Below are 21,701 nucleotides of genomic sequence, written 5' to 3'. Positions count from 1 at the left end.
TTGGCTGTTCCAAAGCAAACAACTAACTCCCTGTGTTAGGGATAAAAGAAAAGAGTTTATCAAGCGAACTAATGCCCAAACCACTTTGTTTTTCGACCTTAATTTGTACATCAATTCTATCTTTTAACGCTTCAACATGGCTAATAATGCCAATCATTTTACCGCTTGCATTAAGGTTATCTAACGCAACCAACGCTATTTCTAACGTATCATTATCTAATGTGCCAAAACCTTCATCTAAAAATAAAGAATCAATACTGGTTTTGTTACTAACTAAATCTGACAAGGCTAACGCTAACGCTAAACTAACTAAAAAGCTTTCGCCACCCGATAGCGTTTTAGTGTCACGAAGGCTATCACCTTGCCATGTATCCAATACTTCTAAACTCAAGGTATCACTTTGTTGACACTGTAACTGGTATCGACCATCAAGTTTATTCAATTGTTCGTTAGCTAAATAAACAAGGTGATTAAGTGTTAAACCTTGAGCAAATTTTCTAAATTTCGCGCCATCAGCAGAGCCAATCAAACCATTTAAATAAGCAAGTTCATCTACTGCAACTTGCTCAGTTTCAATTTGATTAAGTAAACTTTGTTGCTTAATTTTACTTTCTTTATCGTGACTTATCGCTTGTTGAATTTGTCCTAAATGCAGCTGTTGTTGTTTTAATTTTTCATTAAGGCTTAGCAACTCAACTTCAATATCGGGTAAAGATAAAAGTGATAATTTATCAAAGTCTCCATGACTATTTTTAAAACTGTCGGCTAGTGATTTTTCCGCGTTGATTTTAGCTTCCTCATGCTCTAACAACTGCTGTTTTAGGCTTTCTTTTTGACCTAGCAGTTGTTGTAACTGAGCCTCAATAGCTTGCTGTTCTTTATTCAGTGCTGTTAACTTATCTTTTGTAACCCTCTCTTCTTTAAAAATTTTATTTCTAATAAATTCAGATGATTGCGACACTTCATCTAGATAGCCAAGATCAACAAACTCGGTTACGCGTAACTCTTTTTTAGTGTTTGATTGTTGTTTTAATTCAGCTAGTTGTTGTGTAAATCGTGTTAAGCGACCTTCTGCTTGATGTACTTGTTCTGAGACTAAAACAATGGCTTGTTCAACAGAAGATAGTTGCTTAGAAAGTGCTTCGTGCTCTGCGAATTTTTGCTCAAACAACGTAACATTTTGTTGTAGTTCTTGTAACCATACACCCGAGTTAAGACGGGTGTTTAGGTTAGTGTTTACATTAAAATTAGCATTGAGGTGATCGTTTGAACTTTCACATAAACCTTCATCGCTCTCTTTATTTAGGAGATCATGTAAATGTGATGAGAATTGATTTAGTTGCATTGACTGAATATCAGCAAATAAACTTTTGTACATAAAACTTTGATCAGATTGTAACTGTTCTATCACTTTATTTTGTTCGTTGTTGTCATGATTATTATGGTTAATTTTTTCTGTAATAAGGGCCGCTTGATGTTGTCCTTGTAACAATATTTGACTGACTCGAGATTGTTGCTGTTCAATATTTATTTGTTGTTGTACACAATAATTAAAGTCACGTTGAAATTGCTGAAGAAGATCTAGTTCAGTATTTATTTTCGCTAATGCTTGTTCAATTAATGTTATATCTGATAGCTCAAGCTGGTTATTAGTTAACAATACATTAGGTAAATTTAAGCGGGTAAAAGCAGCTAATAACTCAGCTTCTTCTGACTTAATTGTTTGACCACGTTCGTCCTTTGTTTTTAGCTCCACATTAAGTTGAGTTTCTTGCTGTGCTAGTGATTTGCCTTGATCTTCTAACCGGCTCAGTTCATCATTAATAGACTGTAAACGTATTTGTTGCGTATCAACACTAATCGCTTGATATTCAGTTATTGCAGGATGTTCATTAGAGCCACACAATGGACAAGGTTGTTCAGGCTGTAATTTATCCCTATGCTCACTTAACGCCATAATTGTTTGTTGCTGAGCAATTAAGGTTTCAACATCAGTTTTTTGCTGTTTTAACTGAGTAAATTGTTTCCGTAAATCAATCAATTGTGATTTCAACTCAGCCAATTTTGGCATTGCCAATTGTTTTTGATTACTAAGTTGTGCTTGTTCTTGAAAAAGTATGTTATGTCGGTTAGCTAGCTGAAATGCTTGCCCACAAGAGTTTTGTTGCTGTTGCCACTGATTAATTTTGCAATTTAAGCTGTCAGGAGTTAGTGTTTCGCCCGTTAATTCAATAGTATTCAATAAAGTTAAATTTTGAGTAACTAATTGTTGTTTTTGGTTATCAAGATCTGCTTGTTGACTCTGTAATTGACTATTTTTTAGTGTGCTATCACTTAATAATGTTTGTTGCTTATTTTGTTCGTTAACAAGTTGCTGATGATTATTATTTATTGTTATTAAATCTTGTGTTTTATTATCAATATTAACTTGTATTTGAACTAGCTGACTGACTTGACTAGACCATAAAGGCAGTTTTTCTTTTACTTGGATAAGTGGTTGATGTTCACTGATATAGGTTTGTAATTTATCAATATCTGCGCGTAGTTTATTTTTATTACTTTGCGTTTGTTGTTGGCTTATTGTTAACTGACTTAACTCCTGCGTTTGTCTGCCTTCTTGCTCTAAAACCTGTGATAATTGTGCGTTAATATTGGCTATTTCACTGTCTAACGGTAATATTCGTTCAATCAGTTTATTTTCAATAAGCTTATGTTTAACTTCTTCTTTTTCTTGTGCAAGTAAACACTCATCAAGGGTTGCTCTTCCTAAACTGGCTTGTTCCTGCACACTTTTACTTTGTATTATTAAATCGTTTATTTGAATAGATTTTTTTTGATGAGCTTCATTAATTAATACAACATTTTTTAACGATGAATAGACTGATTGTTCAAGTATAATTTCATTACTTTGTTTTTCTATTTCAAGTTCTTGTGCTTGTAAATCACTTAACTCCTGTGTTGTTAATAACGTGACTCCTTGAGATTTAGCCTGCATTAACTGTAATGATTTTTCAGCCACTTTGTGATTAGTAAAAACTTGTTTTGAAATATCACCATAAATTTGTGTGCCGGTTAGCTGTTCTAACAGTTGTGCTCTATCATTAGGCGCTGCGTTTAAAAAGGCAGCAAACTCCCCTTGAGATAACATCATCGACTTTCTAAATCTTGAAAAATCTAAACCGGTGATCTTGGCGATATTATCTTTAACATCTTTTAATTTTTCAGCAATAATTGTCCCATCAATCAAAGACAACTGAGCAACAGGCGCTAATAAGTTTCCATCCGCTTTATTTCTCGCGCGTTTTTGACTCCAAAAAGCACGGTATCCTTGACCTTTTACTTCAAATTCTACTTCTGCCATGCAATTAGCGGTAAAACGTGTCATCAATTGATTTTGACTCGCAGACACTTTAATACGTGGTGTTTCGTGATATAAAGCTAAACATATAGCATCGAGAATAGTTGTTTTACCTGCACCTGTAGCACCGGTAATAGCAAAAAGTCCATTAGAGTCAAATGGCTCTTGCGTAAAATCTAATTGCCAAGCATTTTTAAGCGCATTAATGTTCTCAAATCGTAATCGCAATATTTTCATTATTCACCTTCACTTAATACTTGCGCAACGGTTTGCTTAAACAAGGTTTGTAACTGCTCTTTACGTGTTAATTTTGCATTATTTAGCTCTGTTTCAATTAACTTTGAATCAATTGACTCTGAATCCATAGTGTCATCATCGAGCCAAGCTTCTTGCTGTAAACGAGAGTCAAAAACCTCGTCTAACGTTAATTCATTTAATGTACTGTGATCTTGTTGTTTTTCTAACAATAAACGTTGCCTTACTTGCTTTTGCCTTCTAACAAGTAACACTTCCACAGGAAAGTCTTTGACTAACGCGGTAATTTTAGGCTGTAAATCACTTAACAGTCCGGTATTTGCTAATTCAATATCTAGCCAAAGTTTACTGTCGTTGTCATCACTAATTAGTGTTGAGACAAGTGTTTCAAGATCTTGATTGAGTGTGTCGAGTGTCGTTTTTAACATCGCTAACGGTTGAAACGTTGGAATAATTAAATCTGTTACCGTCGATAGCTTATTTTCATCAAAACCCACAAGTAATACACGTTTTTTTTGCTTAGCTTCATCAAAGCTAAGGGCTATTGGCGAGCCACAATAACGAATATGCTCTGTTTTACCTACTTTTTGAGCACGATGGATATGTCCTAAAGCAATATAATCGGCAGCAGGAAATGCATTACTTGGAAAAGCTTCTAATGTGCCAATGTAAATATCTCGTACTGAATCTGAGGTGGTAACACCTAATGCAGTTAAATGTCCGGTCGCAATAATAGGTAACTTAATGCCGTTAGCGCTTTTTTCATGTTGAGCGACGAGCAGCTGAGCTTGTTCAAATAAACGCTGATAATGTTCAACAATAGCTTGTTGCAATTGCTTAGATTTATCTGTGGCTGACTGCCCTGCTTGACTCTTTATTACATCACGTGGCCTGATAAATGGGATAGCACAAATAACAGCTTGTACGATTCCTTGTTTATTTTTAATGGCAAAAACTTGGTCAGCTAAATTAGCAGAAATTGAAGTATCTGTGACGTTAGCGATAACTTTTGTTGATAATGCGCTCAATAGCTCTTTTGATTCAGCTAACATGCTGACAGAGTCATGATTACCAGCTAATACAACAAGTTGGCAATTAAATCGCTGTAGCTTACTTATAAAGTTAAAATACATTTGCCTTGCATAACTAGGCGGCGTTGCGGTATCAAAAATGTCACCGGCCACAATAATGGCATCAACAGCGTTGTCTTCGACTTTAGTTAATAACCAATCTAAAAACTGTTGGTGTTCATTAGCCCTGCTTTTACCATAAAAGAATTGACCTAAATGCCAATCAGATGTGTGAATAATGCGCATAAAAAGGAAAATTAATGATAAGGAAAATAATGGTTGATAATTCTACCTGAAAGGTGACAATAAACCATTAATGATTAACAATAAAATTATAGATTGAGAAAAAATGACGCCAGCAACTCAACAACTAAAACAAAAAAAAATCCCCTTTGAAGTACTTCAATATGATCATGACGCTAATGCAACTTCCTTTGGTCTTGAAGCCGTAGAAAAATTGTCCCTTGAAGCTCAACAAGTATTTAAAACCTTAGTTGTTTGTTGTGATACAGATCAACTTGCTGTCGCAATAGTGCCCGTAAATTTAAAGTTAAATTTAAAAGCCATTGCTAAAGAGTTAAAAGTAAAGAAAGTAAAAATGGCTGACGCTAAACGAGTTGAAGTTACAACCGGTTATGTATTAGGTGGTGTAAGTCCGTTAGGCCAAAAGAAGCGTTTACCTACAGTAATAGATAGCAGTGCTGAAACACTTGAAGTAATGTATGTTAGCGGTGGTAAACGAGGGTTAGAAATAGCACTCACCCCAACGGATTTAAAAACATTAAGCCAAGCCAGCTTCGCCGCTATTTCCACTTAATATTTATAATATGTGTTTAGATTAACAATGACTACAAACGATACCAATGACTGAGTCATAATTAAGTAATTTTTTTAAACGAACTATTTCAAGGAACAGTTTATATAATTCTAATTCTAATTCTAATTATTAAGTTAACTAGAATTGTTTAATCAAAAGCATAATAGCTTTTTTGAGTACGCAATTAAATTTTGCTCTGTCACCGGCTTGCTATAATAATATCCTTGTAAATAATCACATTCTAATTCATGAAGTATGATGACTTGTTCTTTGGTTTCAACGCCTTCAGCTACTACTAATATATCTAAACTGTGCGCCATAGATATCGTTGCTTTAACCAAGTCAAGATCGGCTTTGTTGATGGTAATACCCTTAACAAAACTTCTATCTATTTTTAGAACATCAAAAGGATAACGTCGTAAATAACTTAATGACGAGTATCCGGTGCCAAAATCATCCATAGAAAGCTTTATGCCCAACTTATTCAGTCCCGTTAATGCTTCATGAATATACGCTTGACCATTCATCAATAGACCTTCTGTAATTTCAAACTCAATGCTTTTAGCATTAACATTTTCGTCGGTCAGTGTATTTTTAACAAAAGTAAGTAATTCAATATCTCTAAATTGACGGGGTGAAATGTTTATTGCCATAGTATATGGACTTTGTTGAATATTTTGCCACCGATGCAGAAAGTTTAACGCCTGCTTAATCACAAAATTACCAATAGGTACAATTAACCCGGTATGCTCAGCGATAGGAATAAATTCACTCGGAGTAATATTACCTAATGATGGATTAAACCATCGCAATAATGCTTCAGCGCCCACTAGACTATTATGTTTTATATCAATTTTGGGCTGATAATAAACTTCAAATTCATTTCGCTCTAATGCACCATACATTTGTTCTTCAATCTCTAATCGACGTAACATACTACTGTTCATTTTTTTGGTAAAAAATGAGTAGGTATTCCGTCCTAAAAATTTTGCTTGATACATAGCTATATCAGCATTACGTAGCAATTCAGAAGACGTTATTCCGTTATCAGGATATATAGCAATCCCCAAGCTTAGCGTAAGCGTTAAATCCCTGCCGTCTAAGCTAAAAGGCTCTCTAAAACATTTCAATAGATTTTCTACAACAGTTAACACATCAAGATTATCATTTACCCCTTTCAATAATACAATAAACTCATCACCACCTAATCTACCAACCGTATCTTCTTTACGTACAACTTTATTTAACCTATTCGCCGACTCAACCAGTAGTTTGTCACCTATTTCATGACCTAAGGTATCGTTCACTTTCTTAAAGTCATCTAAATCTATAAAAAGTATGGCTATTTTTTCATTATTTCTCTCAGCTTCACTTAACAACTGGGATAATCGATCTAATGCAAGAAAACGATTCGGCACTAAGGTTAACGCATCGTAATAGGCATGATGCTTGATTATTTCTGCCGCTTTGTGCTGTTCTGTAATATCACGAATAATCACCACTACTTGTTTATATTCATGCAAGTGACTAATTCTTGCTTCAAAGCAAGCAAGACCTTGAGGCATGCTTAATTCATATTCAAAACACTCGACTGTATTTTGTGCAACAACTTTTTTAATGTTATTAATAAATTTATCAGCAACATCCATAGGTAAACAATCAACCATTGACTGACCAATAAAGTCTATTGGTAGTTTATATAGATTTTGCTTATTACTCGTATGGTAATAATTAATAACACCTTCTTCAGTCATTAAAAAAAACAAATCGGGTATTGTTTCAAACGCAGCCTTAAGCATCCGCTCTTTATAAATGACTTGTGCTTGCGCGGCTTTTACATCAGCTAAATCTACATCGATACAATACAATTGTTTATTCTTGTACTTATTAGTAAATATCACATGACTTGAAAATACAGGGACATCCTTACCATTTTTGTGACGTAGCGTTATCTCAGAAGCAGGAATTTCGGTGCCTTTTTGCAACCAAACGGTAATTTCATCAACAACAGGTTTCCTGATGGCAGGTGGAATAATTAAATCTTCAAGTTTTTGTCCTAAGGCCTCCTCACTTGTATAGCCATATAACAATTCACTTCCCTTATTCCAATAAATAACACATCTGTCTTCATCGTAACCTTGCACAGCAATAGCCTTGACCGCATCAAATAAATAATGAAGCGGATCATTGACTATAAACTGATGATTTAAAAGAGTAGTATCTATAGGTGAATCCATATGGATTAAGGGCCGTAAAAGGTTAATAACAACCTAACTTTAGTCTAAAATGATCAAAGCTGCCTATTTATGTTAAAAATAATTAGATAATATCGATCATCAATTATTGCAAAGTAACGTTAACAATTTTGTAATAAATGCTTACTATTACCCTTAATAGTCAACTCGACAAAATTTATTACGTGATAGAGCCATGAACTTAGCATTGAACAATAATCAGAATTTCTCCTATTTTTCACCTGGCGTAGTGATTGCTTATGGATCAGCAATTGATACCAAGCCTCATCAACATTCTTTATGGCAACTTTGTATCCCTAGTAAAACTAGCACATTAAATGGTGAGGTATTATTAACAGGTAAAATTATCGAACCAAACGAACCGCATCAGTTATCAATGTCTGAAGGTTGGATCATACTTGCGGAGCCTGAAAGTAAACTTGGTAACACAATGCGTGAACTTTCAATACAAATATTAACAAAAGCATCACCCCCTTTACCTGTAATGATACCAACCGATAATGTCAGTATCAGTGCACTAGTGACAAAACTAGATCATTACATACCATTAGTTGAGTCGCTAAAAAATAACCCTTATCAATGTCAAAGCAAGCATTTATTAAAATTACTTGCTCGGCTAGATAGCTGTTTAAACGGTAACTGTTTAAAACCAGACCAATGGCGCGCAAAAGATGTGGCTAATTGGTTAGCAATTTCAGAGAGTCAATTTTTACACCTAGTCACCAAAGAGTTAGGTGTATCGTGGCGCCCTTATTTATTATGGCGTAGATTAATATGTGCTATTCAGGCAATTAAAACAGGAGTTAATTTGACTGAAGCCGCTTATCTTTCCGGTTTCAGTGATAGCGCGCACCTGTGTCGAACCATTAAAAGAACATTTGGCATGACCAGTAAACAATTACTAAGTTGTTTCAGATGAAGTTATTGTTATAGCTAGCCATCCTTATAAAATTAAGCACTCTTTTTCATTGATGTAAGTAAAGTAGCTAGTTTATTCAATAATTAGCTGCTTCTCTTAGTTATGCTTCTCTAAAAATTAATGAAATATAAAGTTATACCAATCTCACTAGCTATGTGATCATTTCTACTTGCTAAAATCACCAACTACATCGTTATTTATTTAATAATTAGAACAACTAGTTATTGAAATAAACGCCTTGTATTTGGCAATTTTTTCTACGTATAAAGTTGTTCACTTAATTAATGAAACTGGTATTAAATTTTAGAGGTTAATATGACGACGAACTATATAGAAAGCAGTGAAATACTTAATTATCAGCATCCAACTATTCAAGCCCTTATCAAACACAAAGCATGGCGAAGATTAACACCAGAACAAGCACTACAAGCGGTATATTATTTTATACGTGATGAGATAAAGTTTGGTTACAACATAGATGACAGCATATCTGCGAGTGATGTACTTAATGATGGTTATGGTCAATGTAATACCAAAAGTACGTTATTTATGGCATTACTTAGAGCTTTAAATATTCCCTGTAAATTTCATGGTTTTACAATTTATAATGCTTTGCAACGAGGCGTTATTCCTAATTACTTAATGTTACTTGCGCCAAAGCGTATTTTGCATAGCTGGGTAGAGGTAAAAATTAATGGTGTATGGTTAAACCATGAAGGTTTCATCATCGATAAACCATTACTAGTTCAAGTACAGCAAGCCTATCCTGAGAGTAAAAATTTTAACGGCTACGGTATTGCTGTCTCTGATTTACATCGACCCGACAATGAAATAACAACTGAGTCTACTTACATTCAGTCTAGTGGTATTGCTGATGATTTTGGAATATTCGACACCCCTGACGATTTTTATAACTTACATGGCAGCAATCTAATGGGGTTTAAAAAATTACTGTACAGAATAGCCTTAAGACATATCATTAACCGTAATGTGAAAAATTTACGTAACAATGGATTGCCAAGTTAATTTTTATCAAAAAAAAGCACCACTAGTTATCTAGTGATGCCTAATTCATTAACAATAATGCCGTTTATTTATAAAAGTACAAAGTAAACCACTAATAACGTTAGTGGCTTACTGCCTTTTATTTATTGGCTAACTTATCGGCCAAATATAACCATGTTGGTAAAACGGTGTCAGGATTCAATGAAACACTATCGATTCCTTGATCAACTAACCATGCAGCAAAATCTTCATGATCTGACGGGCCTTGACCACAAATACCGACATATTTACCACGTTTTTTACATGCACTAATTGCCATTGATAATAAGATTTTTATTGCAGGATCACGTTCATCAAATAAATGAGCGATTAACCCTGAATCTCTATCTAGACCTAGTGTTAGCTGAGTTAAATCGTTAGAGCCAATAGAGAAACCATCAAAATAATCGAGGAATTGGTCAGCCAGTAAAGCGTTTGACGGTAATTCACACATCATAATAATACGTAAACCATTTTCACCACGTTTTAAACCGTGCTCTGCCAAAATATCAATAACATCGGCTGCTTCTTCAAGAGTTCGAACAAACGGGATCATTACTTCTACATTGGTTAAATCCATTTCGTTTCTTACGCGTTTAATTGCTTCACACTCTAATGCAAAACAATCACGGAAATCTTTTGAAATGTAACGTGCAGCACCACGATAACCAATCATTGGGTTTTCTTCATCAGGTTCGAATTCTTCGCCACCTACTAAATTAGCATATTCATTCGATTTAAAGTCAGACATACGAACAATAACTTTTTCCGGTGCGAAAGCGGATGCTAACGTTGAAATACCTTCAGTAAGCTTAGCAATGTAAAACTCAACTGGGCTTTCGTAACCGGCAATAATGTCATTAATTTCGTCTTGTAAATCAGCAGACTGCTTATCAAAATTTAATAATGCTTTTGGATGAATACCAATCATCTTATTGATAATGAACTCTAAACGCGCTAAACCAATACCTGCATTTGGCAATTTGGCAAAAGCAAATGCTCGGTCTGGGTTACCAATGTTCATCATTATTTTAAGCGGTAATTCTGGCATAGAATCAATTTCAGACGTGGTAACAGTATAATCAAGTTTACCTTGGTAAATAAAACCGGTGTCACCTTCAGCACAAGAAACAGTGATATTATCACCCGTCTTAATCAAATCAGTTGCATTACCACAACCAACTACCGCTGGAATACCCATTTCACGAGCAATAATAGCTGCATGACAAGTTCTACCGCCACGGTTAGTAACAATGGCAGAAGCACGTTTCATGATAGGCTCCCAATCTGGATCTGTCATGTCAGTAACAAGGACATCGCCAGGTAAAATTTTATCCATTTCGGCAATTGAAGATAAAACTTTCGCTTCACCACTACCTATTTTATGACCGATAGAGCGACCTTCACAGATAACATTTGCACTTGCTTGTAATTGGAATTGCTCCATTACATTGGTGTTTTCGCGGCTTTTAACGGTTTCAGGACGAGCTTGAACAATATAAAGTTTATTGTCTAATCCATCTTTAGCCCATTCAATATCCATTGCACGACCATAATGCTTTTCAATGATTACAGCCTGTTTAGCTAATTCTTGTACTTCATTGTCTGTTAATGAAAAACGATTAGAATCTTTTTCATCAATATCAACAATTTCAACTTGTTTATTATGTTCTTGAGATGCGGTATAAACCATTTTAATGGCTTTACTACCAATATTACGGCGAATAACAGCAGGTTTACCTTTCGCTAATGTTGGTTTATGAACATAAAATTCATCAGGATTAACAGCACCTTGTACTACCATTTCACCCAAACCAAAGCTTGACGTAATAAATACAACATCTTCAAAGCCAGATTCGGTGTCAATAGTGAACATAACACCTGAAGCTGAAATATCACTACGTACCATGCGTTGAATACCCGCAGATAGTGCAACACCGCGATGATCATAACCTTGGTGAACGCGGTAAGAGATAGCTCGATCATTAAATAGCGAAGCAAAAACATGCTTAATTGCTATCATAACAGCTTCAAGACCACGAACATTTAAAAAGGTTTCTTGCTGACCAGCAAATGAGGCATCTGGCATATCTTCAGCGGTTGCCGATGAACGTACAGCAAAAGAAGCGTCGTCAGTGAAATCACCCGCTAATTTATTATAAGCGAGTTCAATGTCTTGCTGCATTTGCGGTAAGAAAGGTGTGTCAATAATCCATTGGCGAATAGTTTCTCCGCATTTTGATAATTCATTAACATCATCAACATCAAGTGTATCAAGAAGTTGATATATTTTTTCATTAATACCACTTTGTTCTAAGAATTCATTAAAGGCAAAAGATGTTGTCGCAAAACCTGTAGGCACCTGCACTCCTACATTTGACAAATTTGAAATCATTTCTCCAAGTGATGCATTTTTTCCGCCTACACGGTCAACATCACCCATTCCCAAGTTTTCATACCACAGTACATTTTCTTGCACAACAATTCTCCATTGAATCGACAAAAAGATAAAAGAGCTAATTAAAGTTTTATACTATATTTATAACTTGGAACATTCTACACTGCCAACTATTGAAACTAAAACCTAAAATGATATAAAACTTAGAAGTTTTCACTCTTACTTTCAAAACTCTATTATAAGGACCTTAAATGCGTACAGCTTTTTATATTTCTGATGGCACTGCTATCACCTCTGAGGTTTTCGGACACGCTTTACTTTCTTTATTTCCAACCACGTTTGAACATCAAACTATTTCTTTTGTAGAAACAACAGAAAAAGCACTCGCGACAAAAGAGAAAATAAATAAGGCAACTGCCCGTTCTAAAGAGCCTGCCTTAGTATTTCATACCTTTGTGAATAACGATATTCGTGAAATAATTGATAGTTGCGATGGCGTTATATTTAACTTTTTAGAGCACTTTGTTGAGCCGTTAGAAAAAAAATTAAATATGAAAGCTAGGCCAAAAGCGCATAGAACACATAGTATTCAGGATAAAAGTTACGACTATAGAATTGAAGCAGTGAATTACGCATTAGCTAACGATGATGGTTCAAACGTCACTAATTATGAAGAAGCCGATGTTATTTTAGTTGGTGTTTCTCGCTCGGGTAAAACGCCAAGTTCACTTTATTTAGCTTTACAGTATGGTATTAAAGCGGCCAATTATCCTTTTACCGAGGATGATATGGATGAACTTAGAATACCTGATTTTTTAAAACCTTATAAAAAGAAACTTTTTGGTTTAACTATAGATGCACAACGATTAGTCGATATTCGTGAAGGAAGAATGTCGAACTCTAAATACGCCTCGGCAAGACAATGTAAAATGGAAGTGCGTGAAGTCGAAAAGCTGTATAAAAAAGAGAAAATTCCTTTTATTAATACCACTAAGTTTTCAGTAGAAGAAATTACTGCTAAAATCCTAAATGAAACAGGACTGCAAAGATATAAATACTAACACGCTAATATATTCACAAACATTGGTAATTAGCCATTATTTAAATAGTTAAAATAGTTCACATTACCCCTAAATTTAGCTATCTTAGCCCCATACTTTACTTTATACGCAGTATTTTTATCACTTTTAAAGCTGCTGCGTATAATGCAACAAAATAATTAGTCCCATGACCATAAAAACAGATGAATTACGCACAAGTTTAATTGAAAACTTAGTGTCTCCAGCCGAATTATCAGAGCAAATACCGCTTAGTAAAAATACTGCCGATTTTATTATGAAAAGTCGACAAGAAGTAGAAGCAATAATCACAGGCGAAGATAAACGTTTATTAGTGATTATTGGGCCTTGCTCAATTCATGATCCTAAAGCGGCAATTGATTACGGACAACGATTAAAAAAATTACGTGATAAATACAGCAATGAGTTATTAATCGTGATGCGTGTTTATTTTGAAAAACCACGTACTACCGTAGGTTGGAAAGGACTCATTAGCGATCCAGACTTAGATAAGTCATTTAATGTTGCTAAAGGGCTTAACCTTGCTCGTCAGTTACTCGTTGATATAAATGAAATGGGATTACCCGCAGGTACTGAATTTTTAGATATGGTTACTGGACAATATATCTCTGATTTAATAAGTTGGGGCGCTATTGGTGCTAGAACTACCGAAAGCCAAGTTCATAGAGAGTTAGCTTCTGCACTTTCCTGCCCTGTTGGGTTTAAAAATGGTACAGATGGTAATGTGAAAATAGCACTAGACGCAATTCAAGCAGCAAGCGTACCTCACGTACTTTATTCTCCCGATAAAAGCGGACAAATGTGTATTTATCGTACGCATGGTAATCCGTTCGCCCATGTAATTTTACGTGGTGGTAAAGTACCTAATTATAGTGCAGATGACATAAAAGATACTTGTGATAAATTAGAAAAAGCACAACTTAATCAGAGTATTATGGTAGATTGTAGCCATGGTAATAGCTATAAAGATCACAACAAGCAAATTGATGTTGCCCGTTCATTGACTGAACAAATTCATCAAGGTAATAATAACGTATTTGGTGTAATGATTGAAAGCTTTATCGAAGCAGGAAACCAAGCCGTTAAAGCTGATGTTCCACTTGTTTATGGTAAAAGTATTACTGATGCTTGTATTGATTTGACCGTTAGTGAAGACATCTTAGCCTTACTAGCTAATGCCGTAAAACAAAAACAGTAACTTGGCTATTATGTTTAAAGTAGGCATTTAAACCCAGCCGTTAAACTACATCTCTACATTAGGTCTTTAAACATAATTCTATAAGCATATTTGAATGTTATCACTATTTGAATATGCTTAAACCAATCTCACTAGCTTTGTGATCATTTCTACTTGCTAAAATCACCAACGACATCGTTATTTTTTTAATAATTAAAACAACTAATTATTGAAATAAATCATTTTGACATTACTAATCCGTTTGATGTGAATTTCTCGTCTTTTTATAATAATCGTGATTTTGACATAGACTTTGAATTAGATGATGACTTGGATAACCTTTGTGAGCCTAATGAAGGAATGGACTGTACAATGAACGAAGTGCTGGTGATTTAGGCCCTGAAAGTTCCACGTTTATATAAAGTGAACAAAGCCCTCAAAAAATACGCTTATCCCTTTAAAAATAGTAACTGTATTCCCAACACTAAAATAAACATTATCTCCCCTATAAAGCTGAGCTATAACAGCGTAAGATCAACACATATTCAGATTAAAAATTAGGTTTGCACTAGTCAGTGCATTAACATAAAAAAATTATGCAGTTAACCGCAAAAGCATCACTTAATCACGCTTTACTCATTTCTGTTTGTACGCCCGATTTTAAAGGCGATGAAGCAACAGAATCACTTGCCGAGCTTGCACGTTTAGTGACCACATTAGGGTTCAAAGTAGTTGGCACCCAGTCACAAAAACAAAGTTCAACTAAAAGAGTTAATGTACTCGGTTTAGGAAAGCTAGCTGAAATAGCTGAACTTACCGGGAATAAAGGGATTATTGAAATTAGTGAAGAAAACGAAGTTTCACTTGATGACGATGAATTAACTACTTTACCATCAGAGAACCTTCCTTTTGCCTGTGCTGACGTGGTTGTCTTTGATTGTGATTTAACACCTTCACAACTACGTAACGTAGAAAATCAATTGGGCGTAGAAGTATTCGATCGTACCGGCGTTATTATTGAAATATTTAGTCGTCATGCGCGTACTAAAACAGCTAAGTTGCAAGTTGAAATTGCACGTTTAAATTATGTCGCACCGCGCCTTCGTGAAACATCCTGTGGTGATAAAGAGCGCCAAATGGGTAAAGGTGCCGGTGAAACTACGCTAGAGCTAAATCGCCGTAAAGTACGTGATCAATTAGCAGAATTAAAACGCGAATTGGTCAATGTTCAAGACGAAATGAAAGGCCGACGTACACAACGTTCAGAAAACTTCTGTGTTGCGTTAGTCGGTTATACGAATGCGGGTAAATCATCAATGATGCGCGCTATTACTGGTAGTGATGTTGAAGGTGAGAATAAACTCTTCGCAACTCTTGATACCACTGTTCGTGCCTTGTTTCCAGTAACCCACCCTCGCATATTAGTCTCTGATACTGTTGGTTTTATTAAAAAGTTACCCCATGATCTTGTTGCTTCATTTCATTCTACGTTAGCAGAAGCGCATGATGCTTCACTATTACTGTACGTTGTTGATGCTTCAGACCCTTCATTTCGCTCACAACTTGACGTAGTCCACGAAGTTTTAGAAGAAGTAGGCGTGCAAGACAGTAAAAAGCTACTCGTACTTAATAAGTCTGACCAACTAAGTATTGAACAACAAAACGCATTGATGGAAGAATTTCCAGATGCGATGTTAACATCAGCTCGTAACCCGGCTGATGTTAGCAAATTGCATAAATATATCGTTAACGTTGCTCAAGAAGAAATGATTGAGGAAGAAATCGTTATTCCTTATACCGCTAAAGGCATCGTTGGTGAAATACGCTCCACTATGAGTGTTACTAAAGAAGACTATGAATTTGATCATATTAAACTCACTGTACGCTCTAACGCCATTGAGTTAGCGAGATTAAAGAAGAAGATGCTGAACTTATAGTTTGATGTTTGATGGTCAATATTGCATAGATAATACCTAGTATCAGCACTCTACTTTCGTTGGAAAATAAGGTTTAGAATAGCTCAATAAAAAGTAGATTAACTTACATTAATCGACTTTTATTGTTCTATGATTCGCGTTACACAAGTGTAAATCAAAGAATCCCCTGCTTAAATCAACGCTCTACACTGATATATCGCTAGTAATAATCGCATCAGAGAAAGACTGATAAGCCGCTTCAATTTGCTTTGCAACAGGATCTGGAAAGGTATGAAAATCGCCATTATTTAGTGCAGTAATAATAGCTTCTGACACTACCGTTGCTTCTGGTGCACCTTCAAAACCCGCTGAATTACCCATTTCAGTACCAATTGGACCTGGATGAACACTCAATACACGAATACCTTTATCAGACCATTTATCTTTCAAACCCTGAGTAATCGAATATGCAGCGGCTTTGGATGCACAGTAAGTCGCAATATCACCAAACGTTTTAACAGAAGCAATAGAGTTTAACTGCACTAGCACACCCTTGTTGCGCTCTAAAATATCTGAAAATGCATTCGCTACACGCATTAAACCAAAAACATTAACATTGATTTGCTCCATCAACGACTCTTCGGAATTTTCACTTAATGGTGACGTAATATGCATAATACCCGCGTTGTTTACTAAAATATCAACATCGCTAGCTTGAGTAGCTAAATGTTGAATAGATGCTGTATCAGCAACATCTGCAGCTAATGTAACAACTTTATCACCATATTGTGCTTCAATTTCTTTAGCTGACTCAGGCTTACGTACAGCAAGGTAAACCTTAGCAGCGCCATTAGTGAGAAGTGAGTCGACAATCGCTCTACCAATTCCACGGTTAGCCCCAGTCACTAATGCTACTTTACCTTTAATTGCATCGCCCATTTTGTTGCTCCTATTGATGCTTTAAATATATAAAAACTGTACCGATCGGTATATTTAATTGCATTCTATACCGATTGGTAAGGCAGGTCAATTATCTTTATAAGATTTATTTTAGACAGTGGGAACGTACTTTTAGTGGTAAAAAAATACCTATATCAGCGATGGCGTGTTCTAAAGAAATTTTACATAACCACTTGTTTAGAGGAGTTAATGCAAAATGTTGAGATAAAAAAGTCAGTACCTATATAATAAATAAGCGAGTTTGCCCTTTTATTGTGTACTTATTGTTGCACCATATATAAGCAATTTTCTAATGCTATTTTTTCTGGATAATCGGTGATACAAAAGCCAAGCTTGGTATAGGCTTTAATTGCACTTTTATTATGATCTAAAACGAATAGTGAGCATGATTGCGTATTTAAATCTGACTTACCTAAAACACTCAATTGGCCTATCAAACTAGCTACAACGCCTTTTCCACGAGAATGAGGATTAACCACTAACCTGCCAAGATGACACTTACCTAACCTTAAATAATATTGTCCAAATGCTAACAAATCGCCTTCGCTTGAAACCATCGAAAATGACGATAACATGTTAAGTTTTAAATCACGCTTAAATGATTTCAGATCAAACGGATAGCTAAAGTTGGGGCCAGACCAAACCGTTAGTTGCTCTTCGCTCGAAAACCAAGACATTAACTCAACAAGCTGTTGGTCTGTAGGCACTGTTAATTTCATAATCCGTTTCTTGTTTATTAAGCGGCAACGTTTTCGTGATAATCAACGTTTTTAACAAAATTGATTCATTTTGACTCGATTTTAAGGTGAGTAATACCCCAATAATCATTACTTTTAGAGGTTAACGTCCAGCCTTTTTGAATTAATGACTTTCTTATATAACGATTCATAAACCCATGACCAAATAATACAACCCTGTCTTGGCTTTTAGCTGTTTCTATTAATTGAATTGCGGCAATATTAGCGCGCTGTTTTGCTTGCTTGAAAGGCTCAAATGGTCCTCTAAACCCAAACATCCATAACACTCTACAAAGGTACACCCAATGCCATGCGGTTAATTGAAATGGCAGTTTATATCTGGGTATATCCATTTCCCTATATAGCCTATTAATTTCTTCTGGGTTTCTACTCACGTAAATATTTGCAGAGTGTATTGCTCGTTTTAAATCACTTGATATCGTATAAAGTGATGTGTAGTTGGCATTTATACTTTCAGGCCTACTATTATCAGCAACGTCAGAAAAATTGTATCGCCTGATCCATTTTGTATACTCACTAGCATTAACGATAGGATTATTTGCCGACGTTGGTTTTCCGTGTCGAATTAAAATGATTTCCATGAATAACTAAACACCTATCAATTCTCAAATACTTATAAGGTTAAGGTTAAAGGTAGACTGAACTACAACATAGCGCGATTACAATAAGTCGCCTTTTCAAAGTCACTAATATTCATTGCTATATTAGGGATTTCTGGAAACAAAACCACCAATTTATTTACCACTTGTTTCGATAAACTTGCCTTTTGCTCCGTTGTACGCCCCTGCATTATATGAGCAAAAACATGAATAAAATCTTCACGTTTATTAGCCACAGAATATTTTTTAAATGGGTTCATTCTAACTTTGATATCGCCCTCATCGAACAAGTCCGTTGAGTTTGCGACAAGGTGTATTTGTTCAATGATAAATTCTTCATCATGGTATTCAAGGACGCTTGCAGAGCAATCCATTACAAAATGTGGCATTAATTTTCCTTACTATGATTATATTACTAACGAACCTATTTAGATCTTAATTTACAAAGTACAAACGTATGTTATAAGAAGCAACGCAGGTATAAAAATTAGTTTAATCATTTTGTTGTTTATTTTCAGTAAGCTCATATAACCATAAAACCCTGTCTATACTATAAAAGAGCTTTATCGATGTGGTATGAGTAAACGCAGCTTACTAATCAACAAATTCACTCCATTGATTACTAAGCATGCTAGAGCGATTAATTATCTTAACTCAACTTAAAGCGACTTACTAAATTCACTAATTGAGTATTTTCTGCTAACAATTCATCTGTACTTGCAACTGTTAATATACCGTTTTCTGTCAAGCTGACCACCATATCTTGGATAGAGGACATATTTCTATTTATTTCTTCTGCTACCTGACTTTGTTCTTCAGAAGCCGTAGCGATATGCGTACTCAATTCATTAATTTCAATAATAGAGCCAGCCATAGCATCAAGTCCAGTACCAACCATTAATGTATTGTCAGTAGTTGATTGACAACTTTCTTTCGTTAAATCCATTGCTTTAACCGCCAATGTTGCATCGCTTGTTAATTTAGCAAGTAAGTCATTGATTTCCGCAGTACTCGATTGCGTTCTAGCAGCAAGAGAGCGAACTTCATCCGCTACAACAGCAAACCCACGTCCTTGTTCACCTGCACGTGCCGCTTCAATCGCAGCATTTAATGCCAGTAAATTAGTTTGATCAGCAATTGCGCCTATGACACTTAATACAGATACAATTTCTTGCGTATTATTGTTCATGGTATTAATACATCCTGCTGCTGACTCCACTTCATTTACTAAGGTCTGCACGCTTTGTGAAGATGTAAGCACTAAGTTTTTAGATGATAAAGCTTCATCACTTGCTTTTTTGGTACTTAACGCTGTTTGTTTAGCATTGTCAGCAACCGCACTGGCAGAGGCGCTCATCTCAGTAATTGCTGTAACTGCTTGTTCTGTTTCACTACTATGTATTGTTAAAGATTGAGCATTTAAGTCTGACATATTTTTAAGTTGATCAATTTCTTTTGAAATATGATCTGACGAAGCTAAAATTTGAATCATCATTGATTGTAACTGGCTAATAAACGTATTAACTGATTCAGCAATTTTTGCTAAATCGTCATCTCCTTTAACCTCTAAACGATGAGTTAAATCACCATTACCTTTGGCTAAATCTTCAACTCTTTGTTTTAACGTTATAATTGGCGTATATATTTTTGATAGAGTAAAAATTAACAATATAACTGTTAATATAATTAAGATGAATGTGGTGAAAATGGCAGAGAACAATAGTTCATCTAAAAAGGCGAAAGATATCGATTCATCAATATCAATAACAATGTGCCATTTACCGCCACCAAGTAAGCCTAATTCAGAATATGAAGCATAATGTTTATCGCCATCATCTTTGTAACGATAGGTGCCACGGCTATTAGATAACACTTCTTTTTCAATATCGATTAACGCTTTATTATCAGAAATCTTATCACCAAAAGCCCCCTTGCCAGATGTACTAATAAGTCCACCTTTACCGTCATAAAGGGTTATATTAGCGCCATAAAAATCGCCGTTATTTATAAAGGCATTGACAGCTTCAAGAAATATGTCCCCACCAATAACACCGTTGTTTTTTACGTCTAAGAAACTAAACATGTATTTATCAGATATGCCTTGATCAAAATAAATCTCGGTCATCATTAATCGATTGGCCGATTTGGCATCTTGATACCATGCTTCTTGCTTAGCATCATAATTATTAATAGCGCCCGCATTACCAATAGTTAAGCCATCACTGTCTGCAAAGTTAATCGCATCTAAAGGCGTTGAAGCCACAAGTAGTTTAGCAATTTCTATTTTTTTATCTGTATCATTACTATTAAGGAGGGCTTTAGCATTAGAGACAACAGTCATATTGCTAGTTAACCATGTATTGATGTCCTTTTTAATACGACTAATCTCTGAACTAGCCTGTTGCTCAATCCTAATCATGCTTTCATTGCGATTATTAGTATAATCAAGCCAGTTAGTTACCAACAAAGATATTGCCACTAGCAGCGTTGAAGCCAACATTATTCTTTGCTTAAACCCGATAGAAATACTCATGATTATTTTCCTTAAATACTATAATTACAATTAGTTTGACTTATTGAGCGGACACTATTAACCATCATACAACACTATGTTAATAATTAACTAAAATTATGTAAGAAGCATTTAATTTATTTTAGCAGGCCCTTTTCTTTAAGCCATCCATGACTTTTATTATCCAACTTAACCCTAAAAATTCGCGCATATTTGATTGTCACTGCTATTACATTGACGGTAACTTTTTCTTTAATTTCCCTCGCGAGTGCTTAATAATTCACTTTATTTAATATAGGAAATACTAATTTATCTATCACTTTTTTATAAATACATCCCCCTACTCAAGCGTCATTAATTTCTTATACCAGTTTCATTAATTAAGAGAACAATTTTATACGTAGAAAAAATTGCCAAATACAAGGCATTTATTTCAATAACTAGTTGTTCTAATTATTAAATAAATAACGATGTAGTTGAGGTTTTAGCAAGTAGAAATGATCACATAGCTAGTGAGATTGGTATCATGAAAATAAACTTAAATTTAACCAATAAAAAAGCCCACTTTATTAAATAAAATGAGC

15 protein-coding genes are annotated in these 21,701 nt (G+C 35.0%); 6 read left to right on the top strand and 9 right to left on the bottom strand.

Annotated features, from left to right (window positions below; translation table 11 throughout):
* Nucleotides 1-22: 22 nt before the first annotated feature.
* Both GQS55_RS09615 and sbcD read right to left on the bottom strand, forming a co-directional pair.
* Nucleotides 23-3,595: an AAA family ATPase gene (locus GQS55_RS09615; RefSeq protein ID WP_159820094.1), complete on the bottom strand. Its 3,573-nt coding sequence runs from the start codon at nucleotides 3,593-3,595 to the stop codon at nucleotides 23-25.
* Nucleotides 3,595-4,929, bottom strand: a complete 1,335-nt coding sequence (gene sbcD, locus GQS55_RS09610; RefSeq protein WP_159820092.1) for an exonuclease subunit SbcD — start codon at nucleotides 4,927-4,929, stop codon at nucleotides 3,595-3,597. The genes GQS55_RS09615 and sbcD overlap by 1 nt, the downstream gene beginning before the upstream one ends.
* Before the next feature lie 103 nt (nucleotides 4,930-5,032).
* Here sbcD and ybaK point away from each other — a divergent pair, with 103 nt between their 5' ends.
* Nucleotides 5,033-5,500, top strand: coding sequence for a Cys-tRNA(Pro) deacylase (gene ybaK / locus GQS55_RS09605; protein WP_159820090.1), 468 nt, complete (start codon nucleotides 5,033-5,035; stop codon nucleotides 5,498-5,500).
* A gap of 152 nt (nucleotides 5,501-5,652) precedes the next feature.
* Here the strand turns inward: ybaK and GQS55_RS09600 are convergent, their stop codons facing one another.
* The gene (locus GQS55_RS09600) at nucleotides 5,653-7,737 is read right to left on the bottom strand and encodes a sensor domain-containing protein (protein WP_159820088.1); all 2,085 of its coding nucleotides are present in this window, start codon (nucleotides 7,735-7,737) and stop codon (nucleotides 5,653-5,655) included.
* A gap of 193 nt (nucleotides 7,738-7,930) precedes the next feature.
* Here GQS55_RS09600 and GQS55_RS09595 point away from each other — a divergent pair, with 193 nt between their 5' ends.
* Entirely contained in the window at nucleotides 7,931-8,674 is a 744-nt protein-coding gene (locus GQS55_RS09595) for a helix-turn-helix transcriptional regulator (protein WP_159820086.1), read from the top strand.
* A 315-nt stretch (nucleotides 8,675-8,989) separates the two neighbouring features.
* Nucleotides 8,990-9,700, top strand: coding sequence for a transglutaminase-like domain-containing protein (locus GQS55_RS09590; RefSeq protein ID WP_159820084.1), 711 nt, complete (start codon nucleotides 8,990-8,992; stop codon nucleotides 9,698-9,700).
* 118 nt (nucleotides 9,701-9,818) lie between these two features.
* On the opposite strand, the gene ppsA is transcribed toward GQS55_RS09590, so the two are convergent.
* Nucleotides 9,819-12,197 (bottom strand): phosphoenolpyruvate synthase, encoded by a 2,379-nt coding sequence (ppsA, locus tag GQS55_RS09585; protein ID WP_159820082.1) that lies wholly within the window; start codon nucleotides 12,195-12,197, stop codon nucleotides 9,819-9,821.
* A gap of 170 nt (nucleotides 12,198-12,367) precedes the next feature.
* Between ppsA and ppsR the strand changes: the two genes are divergently transcribed.
* The 3 genes from ppsR (at nucleotide 12,368) to hflX (ending at nucleotide 16,309) form a co-directional block, all read left to right on the top strand.
* A complete protein-coding gene (gene ppsR, locus GQS55_RS09580; protein WP_159820080.1) occupies nucleotides 12,368-13,177 on the top strand; it encodes a posphoenolpyruvate synthetase regulatory kinase/phosphorylase PpsR in 810 nt (269 codons plus the stop codon).
* 166 nt (nucleotides 13,178-13,343) lie between these two features.
* A complete protein-coding gene (locus GQS55_RS09575) occupies nucleotides 13,344-14,393 on the top strand; it encodes a 3-deoxy-7-phosphoheptulonate synthase (RefSeq protein WP_159820078.1) in 1,050 nt (349 codons plus the stop codon).
* A 575-nt stretch (nucleotides 14,394-14,968) separates the two neighbouring features.
* On the top strand, nucleotides 14,969-16,309 hold the full coding sequence (hflX, locus tag GQS55_RS09570; protein WP_159820076.1) for a GTPase HflX: 1,341 nt from the start codon (nucleotides 14,969-14,971) through the stop codon (nucleotides 16,307-16,309).
* Between the two features lie 183 nt (nucleotides 16,310-16,492).
* Here hflX and GQS55_RS09565 read toward each other — a convergent pair whose 3' ends face one another.
* The 5 genes from GQS55_RS09565 to GQS55_RS09545 form a co-directional block, all read right to left on the bottom strand.
* A complete protein-coding gene (locus GQS55_RS09565; protein ID WP_159820074.1) occupies nucleotides 16,493-17,227 on the bottom strand; it encodes an SDR family oxidoreductase in 735 nt (244 codons plus the stop codon).
* 281 nt (nucleotides 17,228-17,508) lie between these two features.
* On the bottom strand, nucleotides 17,509-17,967 hold the full coding sequence (locus GQS55_RS09560; RefSeq protein WP_159820072.1) for a GNAT family N-acetyltransferase: 459 nt from the start codon (nucleotides 17,965-17,967) through the stop codon (nucleotides 17,509-17,511).
* Between the two features lie 65 nt (nucleotides 17,968-18,032).
* Nucleotides 18,033-18,587: a histidine phosphatase family protein gene (locus tag GQS55_RS09555; RefSeq protein ID WP_159820070.1), complete on the bottom strand. Its 555-nt coding sequence runs from the start codon at nucleotides 18,585-18,587 to the stop codon at nucleotides 18,033-18,035.
* Nucleotides 18,588-18,649: 62 nt separating this feature from the next.
* A complete protein-coding gene (locus GQS55_RS09550; protein WP_159820068.1) occupies nucleotides 18,650-18,994 on the bottom strand; it encodes a 5-carboxymethyl-2-hydroxymuconate Delta-isomerase in 345 nt (114 codons plus the stop codon).
* Between the two features lie 260 nt (nucleotides 18,995-19,254).
* Nucleotides 19,255-21,138 carry a methyl-accepting chemotaxis protein gene (locus GQS55_RS09545; protein ID WP_159820066.1) on the bottom strand — a complete coding sequence of 628 codons (1,884 nt, stop codon included), beginning with the start codon at nucleotides 21,136-21,138 and terminating at the stop codon, nucleotides 19,255-19,257.
* Nucleotides 21,139-21,701: the final 563 nt, after the last annotated feature.

The organism is Colwellia sp. 20A7 (genome assembly GCF_009832865.1).
GTDB lineage: Bacteria > Pseudomonadota > Gammaproteobacteria > Enterobacterales > Alteromonadaceae > Colwellia.
Note: the sequence above shows the minus strand (reverse complement) of the source record. Positions and strands in the feature narration are given on the sequence as shown.

Excerpts from the sequence above, each read along its gene's own strand:
- GQS55_RS09615 (WP_159820094.1), bottom strand. The coding sequence starts at position 3,595 with ATGAAAATATTGCGATTACGATTTGAGAACATTAATGCGCTTAAAAAT.
- sbcD (WP_159820092.1), bottom strand. The coding sequence starts at position 4,929 with ATGCGCATTATTCACACATCTGATTGGCATTTAGGTCAATTCTTTTAT.
- ybaK (WP_159820090.1), top strand. The coding sequence starts at position 5,033 with ATGACGCCAGCAACTCAACAACTAAAACAAAAAAAAATCCCCTTTGAA.
- GQS55_RS09600 (WP_159820088.1), bottom strand. The coding sequence starts at position 7,737 with ATGGATTCACCTATAGATACTACTCTTTTAAATCATCAGTTTATAGTC.
- GQS55_RS09595 (WP_159820086.1), top strand. The coding sequence starts at position 7,931 with ATGAACTTAGCATTGAACAATAATCAGAATTTCTCCTATTTTTCACCT.
- GQS55_RS09590 (WP_159820084.1), top strand. The coding sequence starts at position 8,990 with ATGACGACGAACTATATAGAAAGCAGTGAAATACTTAATTATCAGCAT.
- ppsR (WP_159820080.1), top strand. The coding sequence starts at position 12,368 with ATGCGTACAGCTTTTTATATTTCTGATGGCACTGCTATCACCTCTGAG.
- GQS55_RS09575 (WP_159820078.1), top strand. The coding sequence starts at position 13,344 with ATGACCATAAAAACAGATGAATTACGCACAAGTTTAATTGAAAACTTA.
- hflX (WP_159820076.1), top strand. The coding sequence starts at position 14,969 with ATGCAGTTAACCGCAAAAGCATCACTTAATCACGCTTTACTCATTTCT.
- GQS55_RS09565 (WP_159820074.1), bottom strand. The coding sequence starts at position 17,227 with ATGGGCGATGCAATTAAAGGTAAAGTAGCATTAGTGACTGGGGCTAAC.
- GQS55_RS09560 (WP_159820072.1), bottom strand. The coding sequence starts at position 17,967 with ATGAAATTAACAGTGCCTACAGACCAACAGCTTGTTGAGTTAATGTCT.
- GQS55_RS09555 (WP_159820070.1), bottom strand. The coding sequence starts at position 18,587 with ATGGAAATCATTTTAATTCGACACGGAAAACCAACGTCGGCAAATAAT.
- GQS55_RS09550 (WP_159820068.1), bottom strand. The coding sequence starts at position 18,994 with ATGCCACATTTTGTAATGGATTGCTCTGCAAGCGTCCTTGAATACCAT.
- GQS55_RS09545 (WP_159820066.1), bottom strand. The coding sequence starts at position 21,138 with ATGAGTATTTCTATCGGGTTTAAGCAAAGAATAATGTTGGCTTCAACG.